Consider the following 23,664-nt stretch of genomic DNA (forward strand, 5'->3'; position numbering starts at 1 on the left):
CCCGATGACCATGGATATTCAAGTAGCGGAGGGAGACGTCGAACGTCTCTCCCTGCGCGACTACACAGAAAAAGCGTATCTCGACTACTCGATGTACGTGATTCTTGACCGTGCCTTGCCCAATGTTGGCGACGGTATGAAACCTGTGCAGCGGCGGATAATTTACGCCATGCGCGAGCTGGCGCTGCACGCCAATGCCAAGTACAAAAAGTCAGCGCGCACCGTCGGCGACGTACTGGGTAAGTTTCACCCCCATGGCGACAGCGCCTGCTACGAAGCCATGGTGCTGATGGCACAGTCATTTAGCTACCGCTATCCGCTGGTGGATGGTCAGGGCAACTGGGGTAGCCCCGACGACCCTAAATCCTTTGCCGCCATGCGTTATACCGAGGCCAAGCTCTCCAAGTTTGCCGAAGTGCTGCTGGGTGAACTGGGCCAAGGCACCGTCGATTGGGCACCCAACTTCGACGGCACCATGCAGGAGCCGCTGGTGCTGCCTGCCAAGTTACCCCATGTGCTGCTCAACGGCGGTACCGGGATTGCCGTCGGCATGGCGACCGATATTCCGCCACATAACGTCTCGGAAATAGTTGAAGCAACCTGCCACCTGCTGCGCAACCCCAAGGCCACCACTGCGGATTTAATGGAATTCGTACCTGCGCCGGATTTCCCCACGGATGCGGAAATTATTACTCCGCCTGCGGACCTGCGAAAGCTCTACGAGTCAGGCCGAGGCTCGGTCAAGCTGCGCGCACGTTATATCCGCGAAGAAGCCAATATCATAATCACCGCGGTGCCTTATCAGGTGAGTGGCGCTAAGGTACTTGAGCAGATCGCCGCACAAATGCAGGCCAAAAAGCTGCCCATGGTGGCTGACCTGCGCGATGAGTCGACTCACGAAGAGCCTACTCGCCTGGTCATCGAACCACGCTCCAACCGCATTGACGTCGAGTCCTTGATGGCGCACCTGTTCGCCACCACGGATCTGGAAAAGAACGTTCGGGTGAATATGAACGTGATCGGTCTAGATGGCCGCCCACGGGTCATGCCGCTGCCCGAAATGCTGGGTGAATGGCTGCAGTTCCGGCGCAGCACGGTGCGCCGTCGTTTAGAGCACCGCCTCGGTAAAGTTGAAGATCGCCTGCATATCCTGGAAGGCCTGCTAATCGCCTACCTCGATCTGGACGAAGTGATCCGCATTATTCGCGAGGAGGACGACCCTAAAGCCTCGCTGATGGCGACGTTTAGTCTCTCCGAGCGCCAAGCGGAAGCCATTTTAGAACTGCGACTGCGTCACCTTGCCAAGCTCGAAGAGATGAAAATACGCGGCGAGCAGGATGAACTGGAAAAAGAGCGCAAATATTTAGAGGGGCTGTTAGGCAGCGAAGCCAAGCTCACTACGCTGATCGAAAAAGAGATTCGTGCGGCGGGGAAAGAGCACGGCGACGAACGACGCTCGCCGCTGGTCGAGCGCGAAGAGTCCAAGGCGCTTTCAGAAGTCGAATTGCTAGGCGCTGACCCGATTACCGTGGTGCTCTCGGATAAAGGCTGGATCCGTGCGGCGAAAGGTCACGATATCGACCCCGAGGGGCTCTCCTATAAAGCCGGGGATAGTTTCCAGCTGGCGGCAAAAGGTAAAACCAACCAGCCGCTGGTGCTATTGGACGATACTGGGCGTGCCTATACGCTGTCTGCGCATAACTTACCCAGTGCGCGGGGGCAGGGTGAGCCGGTTACCGGGCGCGCTAATGTTGCCGCCGGAGCTAAAATGGCGGGACTTATGTTTGCGCCACCGGAGCGACGCTTCGTACTTGCCACTGATGGCGGCTATGGCTTTGTAGCGCGGCTCGATACGCTCACCGGTAAAAACAAGGCCGGTAAAGCGGTACTTAGCCTACCCAAAGGCTGCAACGTCATGGCGCCAGTGGAAGTGCCTGAGGGCGACGAGCTGTGGGTGGCTTCTGTTTCAAATGAGGGCAGACTGTTGCTGTTCCCCTTGGAGCAGTTACCCGAGATGTCTAAAGGTAAGGGCAATAAAATGCTCGATATCCCAGGCCCAAGAGCCGCCCGCCGGGAGGAGTTTGTCACGGGTGTTGTGGTGCTAGCCGCCACTGATGCGCTGATGATCCATGCCGGCAAACGCAAGCTGACGCTAAAAGCCGACGACTTGGCATACTATCGCGGTGAGCGCGGTCGGCGTGGTAGCAAACTGCCCCGCGGCTTCCAGAAAGTAGATCGACTAGAGGCAGGGGAGTAAGTAATGGCACGCGGTGATTTAATCCTAACCGTACTAGCGTCAGATTTAACCGCCGACATTCAAGCTCAGGTAGATGCTCTCATTACGCAGTTTCATCTGAACGTGGAGAGTACCCAGCGGCTTGCGGATGTCTCATTTCAGTCAGGTGAAGGCATCGACTGTATTGAGTATTGTTTGTCCGGCGACGCAGATAGCAAAGCAGTGCGCGATGCCGCGCTTGCGCTGAGCGAAGCTCTGGGTATTGATATCGTTGCCCAACAAGATACTCGCGATCACGTTCAGCCTCGATTGGTCTGTTTCGATATGGACTCCACGCTGATTAAAGCTGAGGTGATCGATGAGCTGGCTCGACGTCACGGCGTGGGTGAAGAAGTCGCCGAAGTCACCGAGCGTGCCATGCGCGGAGAGCTGGATTTCAAGGCGAGCTTTCGCGAGCGGATGAGCAAGTTGGTCGGTTTGGATGAGTCGGTACTAGCGGAAATTGCTGAGGAACTGCCGCTGATGGAGGGCGTTGAACGCCTGATGGAAAATCTAAAACGGTTAGGCTATCGCACCGCCATACTCTCTGGTGGCTTTACCTACTTTGCCCTCCACTTACAGAAGAAGCTTGGCTTTGACGAGATCCATGCCAATGAGCTGATCATCGAAAATGGCAAAGTGACCGGCGAAGTAAGTGAGCCGATTGTGGATGCTGAGCGCAAAGCCGAACTGCTCGAAGTGATTGCACTGCGGCACGGCTATACCCTCGATCAGACGATAGCCGTGGGTGACGGTGCCAACGATCTTAAGATGCTTGCCAAAGCGGGGATGGGCATTGCATTCCGGGCCAAGCCATTGGTACGCGCCCAAGCTTGTCAGGCGATTTCTACGTCGGGTCTCGACGGTGTGCTCTATCTGCTCGGATATCACCAGCAGGATTTAACACCAAGAGACGTCTAAAACGCGAGGTAAAAAAGCGGGCAGTGCTATCTCAGCACTGCCCGCTTGTTATTTTTTACCCATGGCCTTTATCGGGGTGGGGTACCGGTTTTTCACCGATCTCTTCTGGACGCAGCTCTACCGGTTTACCCTGGGTTTTATCGGCGTACTTTAAATGCAGATGCAAGCCGGACTTGGCTAGCAAGTGGGCGCTGACGGGGGCGGTTATAAACAGAAAGAGCGTGATTAACAGCTCTTGAATATCGGGTTTGCCGTCCGCGCTCCAGAAATACAGCATCGAAGCGATGAGCATGCAGCCGATACCCAACGTGGTGGCCTTGGTAGGCCCATGCAAACGCATATAAAAATCGCTCAGGTGCGCCATCCCCAACGAACCAATAAAGACGAAGATACCGCCAGCGATCAGCAGCAGTGAAATAACCGCTTCAACGATTACTGACATAGATCCCCCAAGCTTTTATTCATCATTCGATAGCTCATGTAAATCATTCGATGATGTCTCCGCGCAGAATATATTTGCACACCGCAACGGTACTGATAAAACCTAACATCGCGATCAACAGCGCTGACTCAAAATAGGTTTTGCTGTTCAGCCATAGCCCCAGCAGTACGATGAGCGCAATGGAATTAACGTACATGGTGTCTAACGCGAGCACGCGATCAGGCAAACTGGGACCAATGGTCAAGCGGTAGAGGTTCATCAATAGCGCCATCACGACCAGAGCTAAGGTGATATAGAGTGCAATGCTTAACATTCGTAGATCTCCTTGAGTGGGCGTTCATAGCGCTCGCGAATCTGGTTAATCAGGGTTTCCTCATCGTCCACGTTCAAGGCGTGAATCAGCAGTGATTTACCATCCATACGCAGATTGGCCGACACAGTGCCCGGTGTCAGGCTGATCGTGCTGGCGAGCAGCGTGATGGTGAATCTCTCCTCTAGCATTAACGGATATTCAATAAAATGGGGTTTAAGCTTGCGCCAGGGGTTGGCGATTAGATAAGCCACTTCGAAGTTAGCGGTAATAATGTCGCCCAGCACACGTAATATGAAACGCAGTAAGGCAAAGGGCTTGGAGATAAGAGGCCGTGCGTCCCAAAAGCGATGGGTTAGTAGGGGGATCAAAATAGCTAACGAGCCGCCTAGTACGAACTGACCAAACGCGTAGCTGCGTACTAACAACAGCCACACGACGAGTAGAAGTATCGATAATACGGGCGTGGGTAGCCAGGAACGCGGGGCGATCATTGGGCATCTCCAGCAGCATTGGGTAGTAGCGTGCGAATTAGCACCTGAGGGTTGGCTAATTGGTCAGCTGTCGCTTGAGTGTAGCTGCTCACTGGCCCGGCCAGTGCAACCAACAGCGGTGCTGCGCTAAGCAGCCAGATAACGCCAAACCACTGGCGATAGGACAACGGTGAGCCGCTGATGTTGCCACGATGGCTGCGCCAAAATAGCGTAGAGCCTGCACGGGAAAGCGCAATCAGCGAGGCTAGGCTGGTCAACAGCAGTAGCGGCCAAAGCCATAAACGTTGCGACCCTTCGGCAGCATTAAGCATTAATGCCTTACCAATAGCGCCTGAAAACGGCGGAAGACCAGCGACGGCGATGGCGCCAACGAAAAATAGCATGGCGAGTCCGGCGCCCTGCACCATCGGGCGGCCCTTCACCAAGCGAGTGCCTGCTTTACCACGCTGCAGGCCGATCATTTCCGCCAACAGGAACAAGCCACCGGTAATCAGCGTGGTATGGATCAGGTAATAGAGTAGGGCTGAGACAGCCTGAGGTGAGTGCATGCCAATACCGGCCAATAGCGTTCCCACGGATACCAGTACCAAATAAGCCACCAGCAAGCGCAAATCTCGTGCGGCCATGACGCCGACACCCGCAGCCGCCAAGGTGGCGAGCGATAGCCACCAAATCCAGGGTTGTTCCAGGGCTTCCAAACCGCCAGCGCTGTCACCAAACAGCAGTGAATAGACGCGCAAAATAGCGTAGATACCTACCTTGGTCATGATGGCAAACAGCGCTGCTACCGGCGCAGGAGCCGAAGCGTAGGCTTTGGGGAGCCAGAAGTAGAGCGGCAGGATGGCGGCTTTTAACCCAAACACCACCAGTAGCATTAATGCGCCGGCGGTTATCAGTCCTTCACGCCCGGCTGGCAGTTCAGCCACGCGGATCGCCATATCGGCCATATTGAGCGTGCCCGTGGCGCCATACAGAATCCCCACCGCGATCAGAAACAGCGAAGACCCTGCCAGGTTGAGCACCACGTAGTGGACGCTAGCTTGAATGCGCGCTTTGCCTCCGCCGTGCAACAGCAGAGCGTATGAGGCAAGCAGCAGTACTTCAAAAAAGACGAATAGATTAAACAAATCACCGGTTAAAAAAGCACCGTTGATGCCCAATAGCTGCCACTGAAAAAGACCATGAAAGTTACTGCCTTTTTCATCATCACCCGCGCAGGCAAACACCACGGCCCCGACTGCCAAAACGGCGGTGACAAGCAGCATCAGGGCCGACAGGCGATCAAGCACTAACACAATGCCGAACGGTGCCTGCCAATCGCCCAGGGCATAATAAGTGACCTGATCACTGGCGGCTTGGCGTAAAAGGCCAATTGCCACCAGCAGTAATAGCACGGTTGCGGCGACGCTGACTGCACGCTTATAGCGTACTAAGCCTTGCCGTTGATAGAGCAGTAATATACCCGCCACTAGCGGTAAAACGACAGGAAAAACAATCAGGTGCTGCATCATTCTCGATCTTCCTTTTTACCGTCGACATGGTCGTTACCCATTTCACTGCGCGCCCGCATGGCCAGAATCACCACAAACGCTGTCATCGCAAAGCCGATCACGATGGCCGTGAGCACTAACGCCTGGGGCAGCGGGTCGGCGAAACCTGCACCCTCTGAGACAATGGCAGCTCCATCGGTGGTTAACCCCCCCATCGAAAACAGGAACAAATTCACTGCGTAAGAGAGCAGCGTAAGGCCCACCACGACCGGGAAAGTACGACCGCGTAACGTTAGATAGAGGCCAGAAGCAGTTAATACACCGGTGGTCATCGCATAAAGCAGTTCCATTAGTGAGGCTCCTTAGCAGAAGAGGTTGCAGCAGCTTCGGTGTCTTTTTCCGGAGTTTCGGTCACCGGTCGGTGCGCCGTGGTGACTTTGCCAAGGTTGGCCAAAATCATTAGCGTGGCGCCGACTACGGCTAAGTAAACGCCCAGATCAAAGAGCAGCGCGGTTGCCAATTCAAAGGTACCGATCAGCGGCAGGCTGAAGTAGCCAAAGGCAGAGGTTAGGAACGGATGGCCAAACAGCCAACTACCCAGACCGGTTAGCGTGGCAACGGCGACCCCGATAACGGCTACCGGTTGGAAGGGGAAATCCAGACGCTCTTGCGCCCACGCCACGCCACGTGCCATATACAACAAAATGAGGGCGACGGCGGTAATCAGTCCGGCAATAAAACCACCGCCCGGCTGATTATGGCCACGCAGGAAGATAAACGCAGAGACCAGGAGCGCCAGCGGTAGCAGTGTCATTGAAATTGACGTTAGCACCGCCGGGTAGCGGTCGGGTGACCATACCCGTCCCTCACCGTCACTGTGCGGCATAAACAGGCGTAAGCGGTTGAGTAGCTTAAATATCGCCAGACCCGCGATGGCCAGTACCGTGATTTCCCCTAAGGTATCGAAACCACGGAAGTCGACCAGAATGACGTTGACGACGTTGTAGCCACCACCACCGGGCTTGCTGTTTTCCAGAAAGAAACTGGAAATCGACAGCGTCTCGCGGGTCATGACCGCATAGTTAAGGCTGGCAATCACCAAACCAAGGGTACCGGCTAGCAACATATCGCGAACGTTGCGTAGTGGACTGGATTCGCGCGGTGTCTTCTGTGGCAAGAAAAATAGCGCCAGCATCAGCAGAATCATGGTCACCACTTCCACAGAGAGCTGTGTCAGCGCCAGATCGGGCGCTGAGAAACGGGCAAAGGTCAGTGCAACGAACAGCCCCACTACTGACAGCATCAATAGCGAAATCAACCGGTAGCGGTGGGTGGCAGCGGTCGCCACGCCACCAAACATCAGCATCACTGCACCTAGAATAAGGATGCCGTCAAGCGGCTGATTGCCTGCTGCGCCGGTTAAGTCAGGGATTTGCACGAGGCCAATACCGCCCATTATCAGCGCTGCCAGCCATAGCCAACCCACATAGCGTTGAAGCGAATTGCCTTCCAGTGCCGCAATCAGTTGCTCCGCGCGGTAGCCGATCGAGATGAGAATGCGCTCAAACACCCGCCGGGCATCCACCCCGGCAAACTGCTGGGTAAATCGACGCACCTCGCCATGGCGCCAATAGAGTGCAATACCCACCACGAAGGCAAGCAAGCTCATGATGAGCGGCAGATTAACGCCGTGCCAGATAGCCAGATGAAAATCAAGCGGGCTACCGATCACCGCTTGGCTGGCGAGCTTTAACAATCCCGTTGCCATAAAGGCCGGAAACAACCCCACTACCACACACAGCGCAACCAATATTTCCACTGGTAGGCGCATCAAATGCGGCGGCTCGTGGGGCGATTTTGGTGGTGCTTCGCGGGCCGGTTTGAAGAACACGGCGTGCACCAAACGCAGCGAGTAAGCGACTGAGAGAATGCCGCCGAGAGCCGCTAGCGTGGGCAGTAGCCAGCTTAGGCCGCCTAACACGGGCGTCGCTAGTGTCTCAGTGAAGAACATTTCTTTGGATAAGAAACCGTTAAGCAGGGGGACGCCTGCCATGGCAGCTGCCGCTAGCATGGTCAAGAGTGCCGTCACTGGCATGGCTTTTTTCAGGCCACCTAGCCTTTTCAATTCTCGGGTGCCAGCCTCGTGATCAATAATGCCGGAACTCATAAACAGCGCGGCTTTAAAGGTAGCGTGATTCAGAATGTGAAACAGGGCCGCTAGAATCGCCATGGGGCTGCCGATACCCAATAGCACGGTGATCAAGCCTAAATGACTAACGGTGGAAAACGCCAAAATGCCTTTTAGGTCGGTCTTCATTAGCGCAAACCAAGCGCCGTATAGCATCGTCACGATGCCGACCACCGACACCGCCACGCTCCACAGCTCGCTACCCGCAATAGCGGGGTGCAGCCGCGCCATGAGGAAAATGCCCGCTTTAACCATGGTCGCCGAGTGCAGGTACGCAGACACCGGCGTGGGCGCTGCCATCGCGTGGGGCAACCAAAAATGGAATGGGAACTGCGCCGATTTGGTAAAGGCCCCCAGCAGTACCAACCCCAACATGATTGGATAGCGGGAGTCGGCCAGAATCACGTCGCCGCTAGCCAGCACATCGTCCATGTTGAAGCTGCCCACCATATCGCCCAGCAGTAGTAAGCCCGCCAATAGCGCAAGGCCGCCCGCGCCGGTGACCGTGAGCGCCATGCGAGCGCCTTTACGGGCATCCGATTGGTGTGACCAGTAACCGATCAGTAAAAACGAAGAGAGGCTGGTTAACTCCCAGAACATCCAGAGCAGAATCAGGTTGTCCGACATTGAAATACCTACCATTGACGCCATAAAAAGCATCAAGAAGGCGTAGAATCGGCCATAGGGTTCGTCTTTGGCTAAATAGTAGTGAGCATAAAGAATAATCAGCAAGCCGATGCCGAGTATTAATAAATTGAACAGCAGCGATAGCCCATCGAGGCGGAACGCTAAATCCAGCGCCAACTCAGGCATCCAGGTGACCGAAAAACGTAGTTGCTCACCGTCTAACAGAGCTGGCACGTTGAGTAGCGTCATTGCTAAGGCGGTAGCTGGCAGCACTGCCGTCGCAAGTGAACATAAGTTGCGACTAAGCTGTGCGGTAAGTGCCGGCACCAGTACGCCTAGCAGAGGCAATAAGGCTATCCAAAGCAGTGTCATGGGGATCATCCAGCGGCTAAAGTTAAAAATTCAAAAGAGTACCAACAGGGCGCTTAGGGGCGTTCTGATGGCATAGGATACATCAAGTGAAACAACAGGATATCACTTGTGTAGAAGGTGTGTAGTTTTAGTATAAAGTGTGTCGGTCAACCGTTGAGAGATTTTACGTTCCATGAGTGAACCCTTTAATACTTGGCAAGCCCGTTTTGAAAAGCTGCGTTCGAATAAGTTTTTTGAAGCGGCCGTGATTGCCATTATCGTCATTTCTGCCCTGGTGATAGGGGCAAAAACCTATGAAGAAACCACGCAAGTTGAGCAGTGGCTGCTCTATCTCGACATCGCGGTAACGATATTTTTTCTGATTGAAATTTTAATCAGAATGGCTGCTGAACGCACGCTACTGAGTTTCTTCAAGAAAGGGTGGAACGTCTTTGACTTCCTCATTGTGACCGCCAGTCTTATTCCCATGGACGACTCGGAAATGGTGCTGCTAGCCCGGCTACTGCGTATTTTCCGAGTATTGCGTTTGGTGTCGATGATTCCCGAACTGCAGATGTTGCTGGGAGCATTGGTGAAGTCAGTACCCCGCATGGGCTATGTGGTGCTACTGATGTTTATCATCTTCTATATCTATGCCGCCCTGGGTAGCTTTCTGTTTCACAACGTCGATGACTTTCTATGGGGGAATATTTCCGTTGCGATGCTGACCCTGTTTCGTATCGCCACCTTCGAGGATTGGACTGACGTTATGTACGCCACCCAAGAGGTTTATGCCTGGAGCTGGATCTACTATTTAACGTTTATATTTCTGACCGCGTTTATTTTTCTAAATATGATGATTGGTATCGTGCTGGATGTCATGCAGAAAGAGAGCGCACAAATGGCGCTGGACAACGGCGAAGGCGAAGAAGCCGAACTGCAGTCCCTGCGTAAGGATGTTCGCGGGCTGAAAACACAGCTTGACCGCATGGAGTCAGCCCTCGCTCAAGCCTACTCGACAGCCCCCACACACCAGAATGACGCGGGCGGTAAGCACACAGATAAGCCCACCACCGACTGATCTAGGAGAACCGCTATGATGTTGTCTGACCCCGCCAAAAAGTACCGCCCCTTTGTGGCTGTTGATCTGCCTGACCGCCATTGGCCGAGCCAGCGCATTGAAACAGCGCCTATCTGGTGCAGTGTGGACCTGCGTGACGGTAATCAATCCCTGATTGACCCAATGGATCAGGAGCGCAAGCAGCGTTTATTCGACATGCTGTTGAATGTTGGCTTTAAGCAAATTGAAGTCGGCTTTCCTTCGGCCTCACAAACCGATTTTGATTTCGTGCGCTCGCTGATCGAGCAGGATAAGATCCCTGAGGATGTGACCATTCAGGTGCTGACCCAAGCGCGCCCACACTTGATTGAACGCACCTTTGAGGCACTTCAAGGTGCTAAAAACGCTATCGTCCACGTCTATAACGCCACTGATCCGATGTTTCGACGGGTGGTGTTTAACGTCGATAAAGCCGAGTGTGTGCAAATCGCCGTAGAGGCTACCCAACAGATTCGCGCGCAGATGGAAGCTGCACCGCAAACCAATTGGACGTTTCAGTACTCCCCAGAGCTCTTCACCACCACCGAAATGGATTTCGCCGTTGAGATCGTCGAAGCGGTCATGGAAGCCTATGGCACCAGTGGTGATAAGCCGATGATCGTGAACCTGCCTGCCACGGTAGAAGTCGCTACGCCCAATAACTATGCCGACCAAATTGAGTGGTTCTGTCGCAACGTCAAAAACCGTGATCACCTGATTGTTAGCGTTCACCCGCATAATGACCGCGGGACCGGCGTGGCAGCAGCAGAATTGACGCTAATGGCAGGAGCTGACCGCGTTGAGGGCACGCTGTTTGGTAACGGCGAGCGCACCGGCAATGTCGATATCGTCACATTGGCGATGAACATGTATACCCAGGGCGTTCACCCGCAGCTCGATTTCTCCAATATCACCCCGATCATGCGCGAAGTGGAGTACTGCAACCAGTTACCGGTGCATCCGCGCCATCCCTACGTGGGTGACTTGGTATTCACCGCGTTCTCTGGCTCTCATCAGGATGCGATCAAAAAAGGCATGGCGGATCGCCGCGCCAATCCAGATGCTGTGTGGGATGTACCCTATCTACCTATCGACCCGCTGGATGTGGGCCGCAGCTACGAAGCCGTTATCCGGGTTAACAGCCAATCGGGTAAAGGCGGTGTTTCTTATCTGCTTGAGCAGGAGCATGGCATTGAGTTGCCGCGTCGGCTCTCTATCGAATTCAGCCAAGTCGTTCAGGAAGTGGCAGAACGTACCGGACGTGAGATCACCTCGCAGATGATCTATCAGGCGTTCTCGGATGAGTATTTAGAGCAGCGAGCGCCCTTTGCATTAATTAACCACCGTTTGTCGTCTGAGCCCGACAGCCCCAAAGTCACTCTGGACGCCGTGATTGAGGAGAACGGCACACGGCAAACGTTAAAGGGCGAGGGCAACGGCCCGTTAGCTGCCTTTGTTAAAGCGCTGGCAGCCGCAGGGCACGATGTCGAGATTATCGACTACCACGAGCACTCCCGTGGCCAGGGCGCTGACGCTGAAGCGATCGCCTATGTGGAAGTGCGTATCGACGGCAAAGCGGTGTTCGGTGTAGGCAACGATGAAAGCATTACCAGCGCTTCCATGAAAGGCGTGCTTAGCGCCATCAACCGCCACCATTCGACCCAACCCGCAGCAGCGAACGTGACGGCGGAGACGTTAGGGTAATCATGCGGTTACTAACTGAGTGAGGTGAGTGGCGATGCGACCCTGGCAGATAATAGTATTAACCGCGATAGTGGTCGCCGGGCTAGCATCGACTTTGGCCTCTCATGAACCGTTTGAGTCCAAGCTGGTGCGATTGGAAGTGCAGCAGGCGCTGCCCTCTTTAAAAGCATCGCTTCAGCAGGAGACGCCGCAGCTCAATGCGCTGTTTCTCAGCTATGTTGACGATCAGGCGCTGTGGATGAGCGCCTCTTTGGCGATGTTGCGCCACGGTGATATGGCCCGCGATGTATTAGTGGAGTACGGCTTACTGCCCGATTTTCAGCGAGTATTGGTGCGCTATGGGGCCGACGCCGTACTGCCCATCAGCTTCTTTCGCAGCCACGATGTGGCTACGCTCAGGGCACAACACTGGGTCGGCGAACGCTACCAGCAGGTTAGCCGTTGGTGGAGTGATGAAGAGGGTGAGTCAGATTCAGCGTTCACTCCTTATCTTCGCGGGCAGATGGGCATTGCGCTGCTGGATGCCAACGGCCATGCGCTGCTTAACCAGTTTGTGGTCAGCGAAGAAGGCGAAGTGGAGTGGCTACAGGGTGAGCGTCTGGTTGCGGGCCTAGGCGATTTCTTTACCGGCGGGCTACGCGATTTGGAAAGCCAGTGGCGACGGGGCGACGATATTGGTGCCGCCGATCTAGGCTGGGCTGGGGTAGATCTGCTGGTAATGGCTAGCACCGTTAAGGTGCTGCGGGCAGGCCGGGCCGCTCGCGCTGCCCGAGTGGGCAGTGTGGAAGCCCAGGGTGCTCGGACGGGGCTGCGCCAAGGGATGCTAGCGTCCGGCGGACGCTTTGCGACGTTACCGCGCATGGCCAAAGTCGCTGCAGTAGCGGGTACCGCCTATGTGGTGGTGCGCCACCCAAGCTTAGTGAGCGCACTCGGTGCCAATCTCTCTTCCTGGCTTGGCTGGCCGATTTGGCTTGGTCAGTTTCTTATCTGGCTGATCGTACTACTGCCGATTCTATTCATTGCTCGCTTTATCTACCGCTGGTTACTCACGCCACTTTTGTGGCTGCTGGTGCCAGTCATACGGGTGTGTTTTGGGGCGGCAAATAAACAGTTAGCCAAGCGTACCAAGGCGCAGACCAGTGATCTTGGCTGAAGCAGTGTGAATAAGAAGCTACTGACACAATCGGGGCGGCCTTGGAGGCCGCCCCGATTGTTACTTGCCCATTGTGCTAGCGTTATTCGGGCAGCGCATAAACTGCGATCTGATCACCTACCTGATCTTTCAGGATGGTATTGCCACCGGAAACAAAGGCGACATATTGGCGACCGTTATACTCGTAGACGGCCGGATTTGAGACGGAGGGCGCTTCGGTCTGATCCGACCACAGCTCCTCGCCGGTTTCAAGGGAGTAGGCACGCACCTTGGCATCCATCGAAGCGCCGATAAAAATAATATCGCCTGCTGTGACCGCCGGGCCACCGATGGTGGGCGAGCCCCAGCTCTCGGGCATAAAGAAGCCATACTGCTGCGATGCACCCACCGGGCGACGCCATTTGACATCACCCGTAGTCATGTCTAGGGCGACAAGCTCACCGAAGGGCGGTTCCCAGCAGGGCATACCTAACCGGTTAAGTGCGACCTCAAGGCGCATTCCATAGGGCGCGCCTTCTTGAGGGGCGAAGCCGCTTTCGTTGCCGGACCCGCTATCCGCCAGCTCATAATCATCGCGATTATAGAGCTTAATGTACTGCACAATGTGCGAGGTGTTGACGATCGCCGTCTGGCTCACTGGATCGAAGGCTACGCCTCCCCACTGTACGCCACCTGCGCTGATCGGGTAGCCGAGTGTGCCTTCGCCTTGGGTAGTGGGAGGCGTGTACATACCTTCATAGTGAAGGTCGTCCCACAGGGCCGAACACTCGCCGAAGCTCACCGCATCGGCCAACGCCCAGACCTTAGGCTTCTCAGACTGATCTAGCAGCGGTGCCGGTTTCGTTGGGAAGGGTTGAGTCGATGCATAAACTTCGCCCTCAACGCTGCCATCCCCACCGGGAACAGGGCGCTCCTCAATGGGCCAGACATCCTCTCCGGTTTCGCGATTCACCACGAACAGAAAGCCCATCTTGGTTGATTGGATGAGTGCCGGTATCTCCTCGCCATCGACGGTAATATCCATCAGCGTTGGGGCGGCATTGATATCGTAATCCCAGATATCGTGATGCACCCACTGGCGCGACCAGACGACTTCGCCGGTCTCGATATCCAGCGCAGTGGTGGATGTGCCCAGGGGCACTTCTTCGGTGCGATTGCCGCCCCAGTAGTTCGGCGAAGGTGAGGAAACCGGTAGGTAGACTAAACCACGCTCCTCGTCGGCGGACATATGCGTCCAGACATTGGCGGTGCCGCTCTGCTCACGCATCTGATCGCTCAATGCCTGGAACGTCCATTCACGCTCTCCGGTGCGGGCGTTAATTGAGTAAACGGTGCCGGGAGGAGCCTGCTCGTAGGCCCAATCCATCCCCGCCCAACCGAGAATCAGATGCTCGCCCACCACGGTGGGCGGTTGCAGTAGCGAAAGCGGCCAACGGTCGTTAGTGTCATTCCACTGGTTGACGTCGAGCACACCATTATCGGCAAAGTCAGCGCACTGTTCGCCGCTATCGGCATCGACTGCAAATAGTTGTGCATCCATAGTGCCCATATAGATAATTTTCTGGCAGGGCTCTCCAGCCACCGGGTCATCGGCTTCCCAATAGGCGACACCACGGTTTTTCAAGGCGGGTTGGGTCAATGCTTCCAGAGAGGATTGGGTATCGAAACTCCATTTCTCTTCGCCACCCCCCGGGTCTAACGCGAGGATGCGATAGAAGGGAGTGCCAATATAGAGGGTATCGTTAGCAAACACCGGAGTCGCTGACCACACAGTCGCCGGCAACTCCCCCGAGCCATCCGCGACATCGCCGGTATGCACTTCCCATACTTTCTCCAGCTCGCCAACGTTATCAGCAGTGATTTGATCGAGTGGACTATATTTTTGGGCATTAAGCTGGCCGTGGAAACTGTCCCAGGTTGGTTCACCAGGTACTAGTGGTATAGGCGCGCGGGCAGACGGCTCTTCGGGCGCAGCACTTTCCTCAGTTGGTTGATCCTGAGCCCATAGCGGCAGTGGGGTAAGACAAATCGCCAGGGCGGTAACTGCACCAAAACCAGACATGACGGATTTGAACTTAGTACGTGTAGCGGTTGATAACGCTGTCATGGATGGCTCCTTAGGAGTGGGTGAGGCGGGTGTGGTGGGCTGGCCGAACCATATCAACAATCAAACCGATTAGGCCGACCACCATGGCGGCGCCGATCCACCATTGGTGCAACAGCATGCCAGCGAAAAATGTACCGGCAAGCCCCATGAGTATAAGTATCCGAAGTGCGATGGCTGCACCGCAGCTTGTTACTTTAAACAGTAGTAACGCCATCACCGCAAGGGCGAGACAAGCGACAATGGCAACTAGCGCGCCGAGCGTTCCTGTGACGCCGGTCAGGGGCGTGAAGTAGGCGTATAAGGCGACGACTAGCCCAGCGACGGAGGCGCCTAGAAGCACGAGTGCGCCCATTTTGGAAGAGCGGGATGGCGACATAGCATATGGCCTTCTGGTAAGTGAGATGCCCGATGTTGAGGCTAAGCCAACATCGCAAATCGTTAGCACTTTAACTTTAGCAGAAAATGATATTTTTACGATCCAGGGGCCATGTTGACACTATTAAGAGACCCACTTTTGGCGTTATCAACTGGGATAAGGCGCCGGTAGTGGGTCTTAAATTATTGCAAATGCTATGATTTAGATGCTTTTGAAAGTGGGTAAGCAGATTGCTATTAATTAGGTAATTAAGCTGTCTGGGTTTTCAGCCACCCCCGCCAGCCGCCAAATTCAGTAATGTCCTCTGCTTCGCCTCCTTCATTGAGCGCGCCTGCAGTGCAGATAAACCCACACTTCCAGCTACCGTCGGCAAGCTCCACCTGGCCTAAACCGAGCGGGGCGGGAATGCCTGCTAAAAAGCTGCCCACGCTTTCGATGGGCAGGCGCCACACTTCCACTTCAATGGCTTTGCCGTTGTCGTCGCGCAGCATCGCCGGGCGTTTGGGTGGGCCACCTGCCAGGGCAAAGAGCTTATAGCGCGGGGCGCTGTGGGTGGTGCTAACTAATACGCCTCCCCGCAGGGTAAGCTGATGATTAAGCGGCAGTCCTTTTAGATGTGCACCGCACACGACTAGCTCCATGCTGCCATCTTGGGCAGGAACGGGGAGTTCCGCTAAGGACGAATGTGAAATGCCGGTTGCGCCTAATGGCAGCATCAGGCGTGCTTCAAGGGCGCGAGCAAGTGACAGCAACGTTAGGTCAGCGAATACTGGCCCAAATAGCGTGATGCCTACCGGTAAGTCCCGTTCGCTAAAGCCTACTGGCACCGCAAGAGCGCTGTAGTCGAGCAGGTTCATAAAGTTGGTCCAGGTGCCCAGTCGCGAGTTAACGCCAATAGGATCTGCCGCCACCTCGGCCTTGCTGGGGTGGGTAACCGTAGTGGGCGTAAGCATTACATCTACTTGGCTGATCAGCGCATCGGCCAGGCGTTTATACTCGGCGAGCTTATAACGCGCATCGAAGGCGTCCACGGCCAGCGGCGTGGCGCCACCCTGCGTAATTTCAAACGTGACTGGATGCACCGCATCTGGGTGGTTCTTCATCAATTCACGAATCACATGGTAGCGTTCGGCGACCCAGGGACCTTCGTAAAGCAGGCGCGCGGCTGCCAGTAACGGCGAACAGTCTAGCTCAACTTTTTCACCACCCAGGGCTTCCAGCTCGGCAATCGCCTGGTACATGCCTTGAGTATAGGCCGCATCGGTTTGCCATTGTGATTCAAGCGGAACGCCAAAGCGGAAAGTGGTGGGCGCTTTGCCGTAACGTTTGCCGTGAACGGCAAAATCATGCCGGCGCGACCAGGCGCACTCGGCATCATAGACAGCGGTAATATCCAGCACCTTGGCAGCATCATCAGCGGTCAATGCAAACAAGCTAATGGTATCCAACGTGGCGCAGGCAGGGACTACGCCCCGGGTGCTAAGCAGCCCCAGGCTGGGTTTTACGCCATATAAGTTATGGAAACAGGCGGGCACGCGGCCGGAACCGGCGGTATCGGTGCCCAACGCAAAGCTCACCATGCCGGCGGCTGTAACCACCGCAGAACCGCTGCTGGAGCCACCAGGCACAAGCGTCGGGTCGAAGGCATTAGCGGGCGTGCCGTACACTTCCAGTGCGCGTTCTCCTACCAACCCGGTAGCAAACTGATCCAGGTTGGTTTTCCCCATGGGAATCGCGCCCGCATCGATCAACTGCTGTACTACAAAGGCGTTTTCTGTGGGCGTATAAGCATATGCCGGGCTGCCCGCGGTGGTGGGGATTCCTGCGAGGTCGATATTATCTTTCATCGCAAAGGGAATGCCGTAAAGCGGCAGCGTTTCCGGCGACTCACCTTCAAGGCGCTTCAAATAGGGCGCCAACTGCTCGCGACTCAAGCGGGTAATCCAGGCGGGCTCTTTACCGTGGCTTTCGGCTTGCGAGAGTAACTCGTCGATTAACGCCGCAGGGGTGAGTTCACCCTGTTGATAGGAGGCGTGTAGTGATTCGATGGTAAGTGTGTAGCGCATCGTGTCTTCCTTGCTTAGTGTCTGTTTTCATCAATTCTGTTTTTTAAATTCTGTGTTCATCAATGTAGTGCTGGGTATTAATACTGACCTGCATAACATGGGAACGGGTAGCACGGGCGGCAGCCTCGCCATCGCCTTCCATGATGGCGGCGACAATCGCATCGTGCTCTTGCCAGGAGAGACTGGGGCGTTGTGGCATACGAAACTGTGCTTTGCGGAAGGGTTTTAACCGGCTTCGCGTTGCTAGCGCTAAATCGCGTAGGTAAGGACTATGACTGCCTTCATATAGGTGAGTATGAAATGCATGGTTAAAGGCTTCGTAGTCACTGGTGGTGCCGTCGCGCACTATGCGTAAGGCATCTTTATGAAGGCGCTGAAGGGTTTGGCGCTCTTCAAGTGTCATTCGCAGTGCACAGAGGCGGGCGCAGGCGGCCTCCAGTTCTGACATCGCTTCGTACATCGCCATTAACAATTCATCGGTGATGTTGGTGACCGTTACACCACGATTGGGGCGCTTTTCAACCAGCCCCATGGCCGCAAGGTGACCAAACATCTCGCGTACCGGTGTGCGTGATACGGCAAAGCGCTCAGCAATCACCCGGGCATCCAACTTGGTATCTGGCGCAATGTCACCGCTGATAATCTCATCGGCGATGATGCTGAGCATGTCATCGACCGTGGTGCCTTCGCGTAACTTGGCTGGGCTCATGGCCGTCTGGTTTTTCATACTGCAGCCTCTGGTTGATGGCGAGAGGCGGATTGAGCGGGAGGATGTGGAATCGCAGCGAGTAGCGCTCGCGTATAGTCGTGGTTAGGTTCGCCCAGTAGTTTCTCAGTAGGGCCTTCCTCTACGATTTTACCTGCTTGCATCACCATCACACGGTCACATAGCAATCGGACGACATTGAGATCGTGACTGATAAAGAGGTAGCTCATATTGAGCTGCTCGCGCAGGCTCGCCAATAAATTCAGCACCACCGCCTGAACGGAAACATCCAGTGCCGCGGTGGGCTCATCAAGTATCAGCAGTTTGGGTTCCAGGGCGATTGCTCGGGCAATGCCAACCCGCGCCTTTTGCCCCCCGGAAAGCTGATGGGGAAAGCGATCTAATAGATGCGCAGGCAACCCAACACGCTCAGCAAGCACGGATACTCGTGCGTTAAGTTCCTGGCGGTTGACCTGGTCAAGCCTACGCAAAGGATCCTCTATTGAACGCCGGGCGCTCCAGCGGGGGTTAAGGCTGTCCGTCGGGTCTTGAAAGACCATTTGCAGTTTGCTGCGAAGAGGATGATGAGCAAACTGCTTCGCGCTAATGGCGGCAATGTCGCTACCGGCGAACCTTAGCGTACCGCTAGTCGGGTCCAGCAGGCGCATGATCATCGCGGAGGTGGTTGATTTTCCGCAGCCGCTTTCACCGACAAGCCCAAGGCTTTCACCCTCATGTAGGGTAAAACTGAGTTTATCCACCGCTCGCACTTCATTGGTGGCCGTGCCAAAGGCTTTAACCAGATCCTCTACTTCGAGCAGCGGCGAGCCAATGGGCTGGCGCTCGGAACTTGCTCGCCGTTTATCATCGACGGGTAGCAGATCAGCTACCTGGGAGTCGAGCCTGGGCGTGGCGCGCATCAAACGTTGGGTGTAGGGGTGCTGGGGGGCGGCAAACAGCGTTTCGACCGAAGCGGCCTCTACGATTTCGCCTTTTTCCATCACCACAATCCTATCGCAGTAGCAGGCGGCTAAGCCCAGATCATGGGTAATGAGCAGGGTTGCCATTTGACGTTCGGTGGCCAGCTCGACGATCAAATCCATCACCGCTTTTTGCGTCGTCACATCAAGCCCCGTAGTGGGCTCGTCAGCGATAAGTAGCTGAGGGCGACAGGCCAACGCAATGGCAATCACAATGCGCTGGCACATACCCCCTGATAGCTCAAAGGGGTAGGCGTGGTAGCGCTGTTCAGGTTCACGAATGCGCACGGCTTGCAGCATTTTGATAGCTTTGCCGCGGGCATTCCCTCGCGTGGCTAGGCCGTGCTCAATCATTACATCTTCAATCTGTCGGCCAACGGCGCGAATAGGGTTAAGGGCGGCACGAGGGTTTTGAAAGATCATCGACATTTCGCGCCCACGTAACTCACTCATGGTGCGTTCGTCTGCGCCACCCACGTCAACGCCACCAAATACAATGCTGCCGTCGGCGATACGTCCTGCACGATCAAGAATGCGCAGTAGAGCATAAGAGGTCACCGATTTTCCGGAGCCAGATTCACCTACGATGCCTAACGTCTCGCCTTTATTAATACTGATATCGACTTTTTTAACTGCCGTGACGGTGCCATTGCGGGTAGCGAACTCAACCGTTAAATCACGAATATCGAGCAGCGGAATAGCCATAGTGAGCTCCTCAGGTACGCCGCAGCGGATCAACCAGATCGCGCAATCCGTCGCCTAGCAAGTTGAATGTGAAAACAGCCAGCATTAAGGCTAGCCCAGGGAATACGGCAAGCCACCACTGGCCCGAAACAATGTAGTTGGCACCTTCAGCGACCATGATGCCCCACTCTGGAGTGGGCGGGCTGACGCCTAGACCAATAAACGAGAGCCCAGCAGCGTTAAGAATCGCCCATCCCATGTTGAGCGAAATTTGCACCATCATGGGGGGAAGTGAGTTGGGAAAAATTTGGAACGCTAAGATGCGCCAGTCCCGATTGCCTGATAAGCGGGCGGCCTGTACGTACCCGGCCTGACGGCGAACAGCGACTTCGGTACGCGCCATGCGGGCATAAAAAGGCAGGTTAATAATCGCCGTGGCATAGATGATGTTTTCAATGGTGTTGCCCGCTGCCGCAACAATCCCCATGGCCAGCACAAACAGCGGGAAGGCCATAATGGTGTCCATTAAGCGACCGGTAATACGATCCGTCCAGCCGCCATAAAAGCCGGCAATAGCGCCTAAGGTTGAGCCAACCACAAAGGCGATTGCGACGGCGGTTACCGCTATCATTAGATCGAGGCGAGTAGCGACCACCACCCGTGAGAACACATCACGCCCCAGGTGGTCAGTGCCAAACCAGTGCTGCCACGAGGGCGCTTGTAGCGTACTGCTTGAATCGGTGGCTAATGGGTTATAGGGCACCAGCCAGGGGCCGAATAGCGCAGCGATCACTATCAGCACAAACAATGTAAAAGCGATCGCGGTGACTGGGTTGTCGGTCATTACGTAGAGCAGGTGGCGTATAAAACGGCGCAGTGTGCTCTCTTGAGCGGTGTTCTCGGAGGTTAATGTGGTCATAATGCTACTCCTCCGTATTTAGACGTGGGTCTACAAGGGTGTAGACCACATCTATCAACAAATTAAGGGCGACAAACAGCAGTGCCATGGTGAGGACAAATCCCTGTACCGAGGCGTAGTCCGAAACCACCAACGCTTCAACGGCATAGGAACCGATGCCCGGCCATGAGAAAACCTGTTCTACCAGTACGTTGGCCCCCAGCGCGAAGGAGAACACCATGCCTAGCGTTGTAATCACAGGCAAAATAGCGTTGCGCAGGGCGTAGGTGAAAAGTACTTTTCGACGCGGTAAACCGGCGGCACGAGCAGTACGAATAAATTCACTTTCCAGGGTTTGTAGCATGGCAGCGCGGGTCATGCGTGCGATAGGCGCAAGGGTGAATAGCCCTAGTGTGATCGCGGGAAGTAGAAGCTGCGATAGGGTCGCCCAAGCGGTCTCTACGTCGCGGTCAATCAGTGCGTCAATCACGTAAAAACCGGTCACCTTTGGAGGTGAAAGGTACAAAAAATCTAACCGACCCATTGGCGAAGGTGCCCAACCGAGCAAATAATAAAAGACGTAAATCAGCGCTAAGCCTGTGAAAAATGTGGGCAGCGATACCCCTGCGGTCACCACGGCACGACATAAGTGATCTACCCAGGTGTTAGGACGCGTGGCGGCTAGAATGCCTAGCGGTAAGGCAATGATCATCGATAAGAGCAGCGCAAAGCCGGTGAGCTCTAATGAGGCAGGCAAGCGCGTAGTAAGCTCATGTATCACCGGCTGTCCAGTAGAGATGGCGGTACCCAAGTCACCCCGAAATAGGTCTTGGACATAGCTAATAAACTGCAGCGGTAGTGGGCGATCTAGCCCCATGCTGACGCGAATTTGCTGGATCGATTCGGCATTAGCGGCTGGTCCGGCAAAGTACGCGGCGGGATCCCCGGGCAGCGCCCGGGTAAGTAGGAACGAAACAACCACAATACCAATCAACACCGGTACCGCTTGAACGACTCGCCAGCCAATCAGGCGCGTTCGTGACATAGTGGCCATGTTGACTCCTTAACTGATACGCAGCGGGCGATTATCGAGCTGGCGGTGATACCAGAACTCATAGCCTGAGATGTTGGGCTGCATGGCGACGTTGAGCGTGGGCTGATAGAGCGGAATACGCGGTACATCTTCAAAGGCTATTTCGATCATCCGGCGAATTTTGGGTGCGTACTCAGGATCATCCATGGCCATAAAGAGTGTTTCATCGACCAGTTGGGCGATCTCATCGCTGTGGTAATTTGATGAGTTAAACAGATTGCCTTCTATATACGCCCAGAAAAAGTAGTAACAGGGCGTGTTGAGCCAGCCGCCAAAGTTCTCCAGGTGCAACGGCAACTGCTTGTCGACCAGGGCACGGGTACGCCAATTGGCACCCGGAATGCGATCCAGCGTCACGGTAATACCGATCTCTTTAAGTGCTTCTTGAATCAGCAGGGCGGTAGGTTCTGCCCAGTCAGCCTGGCCTAAATCAAACGAAAGAGGTACTTCAAACCCGTCTGCATAATCGGATTGGGCCATGAGCGCCCGAGCACGTTCAAGATTGTTGCTGTAAGGAAAGGGTTGAGGCCACGCAATATCGGTGGGTGTCTCGCTTTCCCCTCCCCACATAGGCACCCCACGGCCATAAGCCGCATTTTGCATAATGGCTTCATAGGGAATGGCCCAGGCAATGGCTTGGCGCACGCGGACATCCTGGAAAGGCTCAAACGTTAAGTTAGGGCAAAGCACATGCAGGCAGTTCTCAATCGGCGTGCTAACCACTTTCACGTTGGATTGAGCGTCCAGTTCCATGGCATCGCGAGGGGGCACGTCTTGTGACAAGTGTGCATCACCCCGTTCAAGCAACGCACGGCGGGTTGACGTAGAAGGCACTTCTCGCAAAATGACGCGCTCTGCCCCAGGCAGTTCACCGCTGGCCCAATCTGCATTGCGACGGTAAACCAACTGCTGACCAGGTTCCCAGCGCTCGATTTGGAAAGCGCCGGAGCCAGCCGGGGTGCGGTGCAGATACTCGGTCGCCCAAGGATCGTCGTCAGTGGCATTTTCTAACGCCAGCTGTGAGTTAATAACGATAGCGATTGGCGTGGTGAGGTTAGGAAGCGTTAGTTTTGAGGCGTGGGGTAAATGGATACGGAAGGTGCGCTCATCGACTGCTTCAAACTGCTCAGGGCTTGTCATTGAGCCTGCGGCCATCTGTGTGGTCGGAAAACCGCCCAGGGTGACAGAGCGGTCAAACGACCATTTAACGTCTTGCGCGGTCACCGCACGGCCATCCCAGAAACTCGCTTCACGCAAGTAGAACGTTAACGTTCGTCCATCTTCAGAGACTTCCCAGCTCTCAGCCAACTCGCCTTTTAGGTTGTCATAGTCGTAGCTTAGCGAGCCATCTTCCAGCGTTTTGGTTCCAAACGTCATCAGGCGGTCATAGCAGTTCACCGCAACTTGATAGCTGGGACGATTGGTGCCGCTGCGGTGGATGTCGAGGCTGTTAATCGTACTACCCATCACCACCACCAGCGTTTCATTGGCGCTGGCCATGGCGGGAAGCACTTTGAGAAAGGGGAGAACAGCAGCGCCTAGGGTTAAGGCGGAAGTACTTTTTAGGAAGTCGCGACGGTTCATGGTTGATCCTCACAAGGGCATCGATAGTTTCCAATGTGTATGCACTTTAGGGGCCATGATGTGACGATTTTTAGTTTTTTTATTTATAAAACAATAGCTTTTTAATTTTGAAAAGA

The 23,664-nt window shown here is 55.0% G+C and carries 19 protein-coding genes; 5 read left to right on the forward strand and 14 right to left on the reverse strand.

Annotated features, from left to right (window positions below; translation table 11 throughout):
• The first annotated feature begins 4 nt into the window (after positions 1-4).
• Both parC and serB read left to right on the forward strand, forming a co-directional pair.
• Complete coding sequence (gene parC / locus AC5TBW_RS06555) at positions 5-2,257, forward strand: DNA topoisomerase IV subunit A (protein ID WP_495511290.1); 2,253 nt, start codon at positions 5-7, stop codon at positions 2,255-2,257.
• A 3-nt stretch (positions 2,258-2,260) separates the two neighbouring features.
• Positions 2,261-3,196: a phosphoserine phosphatase SerB gene (serB, locus tag AC5TBW_RS06560; protein WP_495511291.1), complete on the forward strand. Its 936-nt coding sequence runs from the start codon at positions 2,261-2,263 to the stop codon at positions 3,194-3,196.
• 55 nt (positions 3,197-3,251) lie between these two features.
• Here the strand turns inward: serB and AC5TBW_RS06565 are convergent, their stop codons facing one another.
• The 6 genes from AC5TBW_RS06565 to AC5TBW_RS06590 are packed head-to-tail and all read right to left on the reverse strand — an operon-like array spanning position 3,252 to position 9,119.
• The gene (locus tag AC5TBW_RS06565; RefSeq protein WP_495511292.1) at positions 3,252-3,638 is read right to left on the reverse strand and encodes a Na+/H+ antiporter subunit G; all 387 of its coding nucleotides are present in this window, start codon (positions 3,636-3,638) and stop codon (positions 3,252-3,254) included.
• 43 nt (positions 3,639-3,681) lie between these two features.
• The gene (locus AC5TBW_RS06570) at positions 3,682-3,951 is read right to left on the reverse strand and encodes a K+/H+ antiporter subunit F (protein WP_008958594.1); all 270 of its coding nucleotides are present in this window, start codon (positions 3,949-3,951) and stop codon (positions 3,682-3,684) included.
• Positions 3,945-4,442, reverse strand: coding sequence for a Na+/H+ antiporter subunit E (locus AC5TBW_RS06575; RefSeq protein WP_495511293.1), 498 nt, complete (start codon positions 4,440-4,442; stop codon positions 3,945-3,947). The genes AC5TBW_RS06570 and AC5TBW_RS06575 overlap by 7 nt, the downstream gene beginning before the upstream one ends.
• Positions 4,439-5,953 (reverse strand): monovalent cation/H+ antiporter subunit D, encoded by a 1,515-nt coding sequence (locus tag AC5TBW_RS06580; RefSeq protein WP_495511294.1) that lies wholly within the window; start codon positions 5,951-5,953, stop codon positions 4,439-4,441. The genes AC5TBW_RS06575 and AC5TBW_RS06580 overlap by 4 nt, the downstream gene beginning before the upstream one ends.
• Positions 5,950-6,282, reverse strand: a complete 333-nt coding sequence (locus AC5TBW_RS06585) for a Na+/H+ antiporter subunit C (protein WP_495511295.1) — start codon at positions 6,280-6,282, stop codon at positions 5,950-5,952. Before AC5TBW_RS06585 ends, AC5TBW_RS06580 begins: the two co-directional genes overlap by 4 nt.
• Complete coding sequence (locus tag AC5TBW_RS06590) at positions 6,282-9,119, reverse strand: monovalent cation/H+ antiporter subunit A (protein ID WP_495511296.1); 2,838 nt, start codon at positions 9,117-9,119, stop codon at positions 6,282-6,284. Before AC5TBW_RS06590 ends, AC5TBW_RS06585 begins: the two co-directional genes overlap by 1 nt.
• 172 nt (positions 9,120-9,291) lie before the next feature.
• On the opposite strand from AC5TBW_RS06590, the gene AC5TBW_RS06595 reads away from it, so the two are divergent.
• The 3 genes from AC5TBW_RS06595 to AC5TBW_RS06605 are packed head-to-tail and all read left to right on the forward strand — an operon-like array spanning position 9,292 to position 13,054.
• Complete coding sequence (locus AC5TBW_RS06595; RefSeq protein WP_495511297.1) at positions 9,292-10,179, forward strand: ion transporter; 888 nt, start codon at positions 9,292-9,294, stop codon at positions 10,177-10,179.
• Between the two features lie 15 nt (positions 10,180-10,194).
• Positions 10,195-11,901 carry a 2-isopropylmalate synthase gene (leuA, locus tag AC5TBW_RS06600; RefSeq protein WP_495511298.1) on the forward strand — a complete coding sequence of 569 codons (1,707 nt, stop codon included), beginning with the start codon at positions 10,195-10,197 and terminating at the stop codon, positions 11,899-11,901.
• A gap of 34 nt (positions 11,902-11,935) precedes the next feature.
• On the forward strand, positions 11,936-13,054 hold the full coding sequence (locus AC5TBW_RS06605) for a hypothetical protein (protein ID WP_495511299.1): 1,119 nt from the start codon (positions 11,936-11,938) through the stop codon (positions 13,052-13,054).
• Between the two features lie 82 nt (positions 13,055-13,136).
• On the opposite strand, the gene AC5TBW_RS06610 is transcribed toward AC5TBW_RS06605, so the two are convergent.
• The 8 genes from AC5TBW_RS06610 to AC5TBW_RS06645 form a co-directional block, all read right to left on the reverse strand.
• Complete coding sequence (locus AC5TBW_RS06610; RefSeq protein WP_495511300.1) at positions 13,137-15,161, reverse strand: pyrroloquinoline quinone-dependent dehydrogenase; 2,025 nt, start codon at positions 15,159-15,161, stop codon at positions 13,137-13,139.
• A 10-nt stretch (positions 15,162-15,171) separates the two neighbouring features.
• Complete coding sequence (locus tag AC5TBW_RS06615; RefSeq protein WP_495511301.1) at positions 15,172-15,537, reverse strand: hypothetical protein; 366 nt, start codon at positions 15,535-15,537, stop codon at positions 15,172-15,174.
• A gap of 248 nt (positions 15,538-15,785) precedes the next feature.
• Positions 15,786-17,603: an allophanate hydrolase gene (gene atzF / locus AC5TBW_RS06620; RefSeq protein ID WP_495511302.1), complete on the reverse strand. Its 1,818-nt coding sequence runs from the start codon at positions 17,601-17,603 to the stop codon at positions 15,786-15,788.
• A gap of 43 nt (positions 17,604-17,646) precedes the next feature.
• Complete coding sequence (locus tag AC5TBW_RS06625; RefSeq protein ID WP_495511303.1) at positions 17,647-18,330, reverse strand: GntR family transcriptional regulator; 684 nt, start codon at positions 18,328-18,330, stop codon at positions 17,647-17,649.
• Positions 18,327-19,994, reverse strand: a complete 1,668-nt coding sequence (locus AC5TBW_RS06630; protein WP_495511304.1) for a dipeptide ABC transporter ATP-binding protein — start codon at positions 19,992-19,994, stop codon at positions 18,327-18,329. The genes AC5TBW_RS06625 and AC5TBW_RS06630 overlap by 4 nt, the downstream gene beginning before the upstream one ends.
• Before the next feature lie 10 nt (positions 19,995-20,004).
• Positions 20,005-20,892: an ABC transporter permease gene (locus AC5TBW_RS06635; protein ID WP_495511305.1), complete on the reverse strand. Its 888-nt coding sequence runs from the start codon at positions 20,890-20,892 to the stop codon at positions 20,005-20,007.
• Between the two features lie 4 nt (positions 20,893-20,896).
• A complete protein-coding gene (locus tag AC5TBW_RS06640) occupies positions 20,897-21,925 on the reverse strand; it encodes an ABC transporter permease (RefSeq protein WP_495511306.1) in 1,029 nt (342 codons plus the stop codon).
• A gap of 9 nt (positions 21,926-21,934) precedes the next feature.
• Positions 21,935-23,548, reverse strand: a complete 1,614-nt coding sequence (locus AC5TBW_RS06645; protein ID WP_495511307.1) for an ABC transporter substrate-binding protein — start codon at positions 23,546-23,548, stop codon at positions 21,935-21,937.
• Between the last annotated feature and the right edge of the window lie 116 nt (positions 23,549-23,664).

It is taken from the genome of Vreelandella sp. ssv (genome assembly GCF_059448525.1).

What these genes read in the sequence shown, in the direction of transcription:
- parC (WP_495511290.1), top strand. Translation starts at nt 5, where the DNA reads ATGACCATGGATATTCAAGTAGCGGAGGGAGACGTCGAACGTCTCTCC.
- serB (WP_495511291.1), top strand. Translation starts at nt 2,261, where the DNA reads ATGGCACGCGGTGATTTAATCCTAACCGTACTAGCGTCAGATTTAACC.
- AC5TBW_RS06565 (WP_495511292.1), bottom strand. Translation starts at nt 3,638, where the DNA reads ATGTCAGTAATCGTTGAAGCGGTTATTTCACTGCTGCTGATCGCTGGC.
- AC5TBW_RS06570 (WP_008958594.1), bottom strand. Translation starts at nt 3,951, where the DNA reads ATGTTAAGCATTGCACTCTATATCACCTTAGCTCTGGTCGTGATGGCG.
- AC5TBW_RS06575 (WP_495511293.1), bottom strand. Translation starts at nt 4,442, where the DNA reads ATGATCGCCCCGCGTTCCTGGCTACCCACGCCCGTATTATCGATACTT.
- AC5TBW_RS06580 (WP_495511294.1), bottom strand. Translation starts at nt 5,953, where the DNA reads ATGATGCAGCACCTGATTGTTTTTCCTGTCGTTTTACCGCTAGTGGCG.
- AC5TBW_RS06585 (WP_495511295.1), bottom strand. Translation starts at nt 6,282, where the DNA reads ATGGAACTGCTTTATGCGATGACCACCGGTGTATTAACTGCTTCTGGC.
- AC5TBW_RS06590 (WP_495511296.1), bottom strand. Translation starts at nt 9,119, where the DNA reads ATGACACTGCTTTGGATAGCCTTATTGCCTCTGCTAGGCGTACTGGTG.
- AC5TBW_RS06595 (WP_495511297.1), top strand. Translation starts at nt 9,292, where the DNA reads ATGAGTGAACCCTTTAATACTTGGCAAGCCCGTTTTGAAAAGCTGCGT.
- leuA (WP_495511298.1), top strand. Translation starts at nt 10,195, where the DNA reads ATGATGTTGTCTGACCCCGCCAAAAAGTACCGCCCCTTTGTGGCTGTT.
- AC5TBW_RS06605 (WP_495511299.1), top strand. Translation starts at nt 11,936, where the DNA reads ATGCGACCCTGGCAGATAATAGTATTAACCGCGATAGTGGTCGCCGGG.
- AC5TBW_RS06610 (WP_495511300.1), bottom strand. Translation starts at nt 15,161, where the DNA reads ATGACAGCGTTATCAACCGCTACACGTACTAAGTTCAAATCCGTCATG.
- AC5TBW_RS06615 (WP_495511301.1), bottom strand. Translation starts at nt 15,537, where the DNA reads ATGTCGCCATCCCGCTCTTCCAAAATGGGCGCACTCGTGCTTCTAGGC.
- atzF (WP_495511302.1), bottom strand. Translation starts at nt 17,603, where the DNA reads ATGCGCTACACACTTACCATCGAATCACTACACGCCTCCTATCAACAG.
- AC5TBW_RS06625 (WP_495511303.1), bottom strand. Translation starts at nt 18,330, where the DNA reads ATGAAAAACCAGACGGCCATGAGCCCAGCCAAGTTACGCGAAGGCACC.
- AC5TBW_RS06630 (WP_495511304.1), bottom strand. Translation starts at nt 19,994, where the DNA reads ATGGCTATTCCGCTGCTCGATATTCGTGATTTAACGGTTGAGTTCGCT.
- AC5TBW_RS06635 (WP_495511305.1), bottom strand. Translation starts at nt 20,892, where the DNA reads ATGACCACATTAACCTCCGAGAACACCGCTCAAGAGAGCACACTGCGC.
- AC5TBW_RS06640 (WP_495511306.1), bottom strand. Translation starts at nt 21,925, where the DNA reads ATGGCCACTATGTCACGAACGCGCCTGATTGGCTGGCGAGTCGTTCAA.
- AC5TBW_RS06645 (WP_495511307.1), bottom strand. Translation starts at nt 23,548, where the DNA reads ATGAACCGTCGCGACTTCCTAAAAAGTACTTCCGCCTTAACCCTAGGC.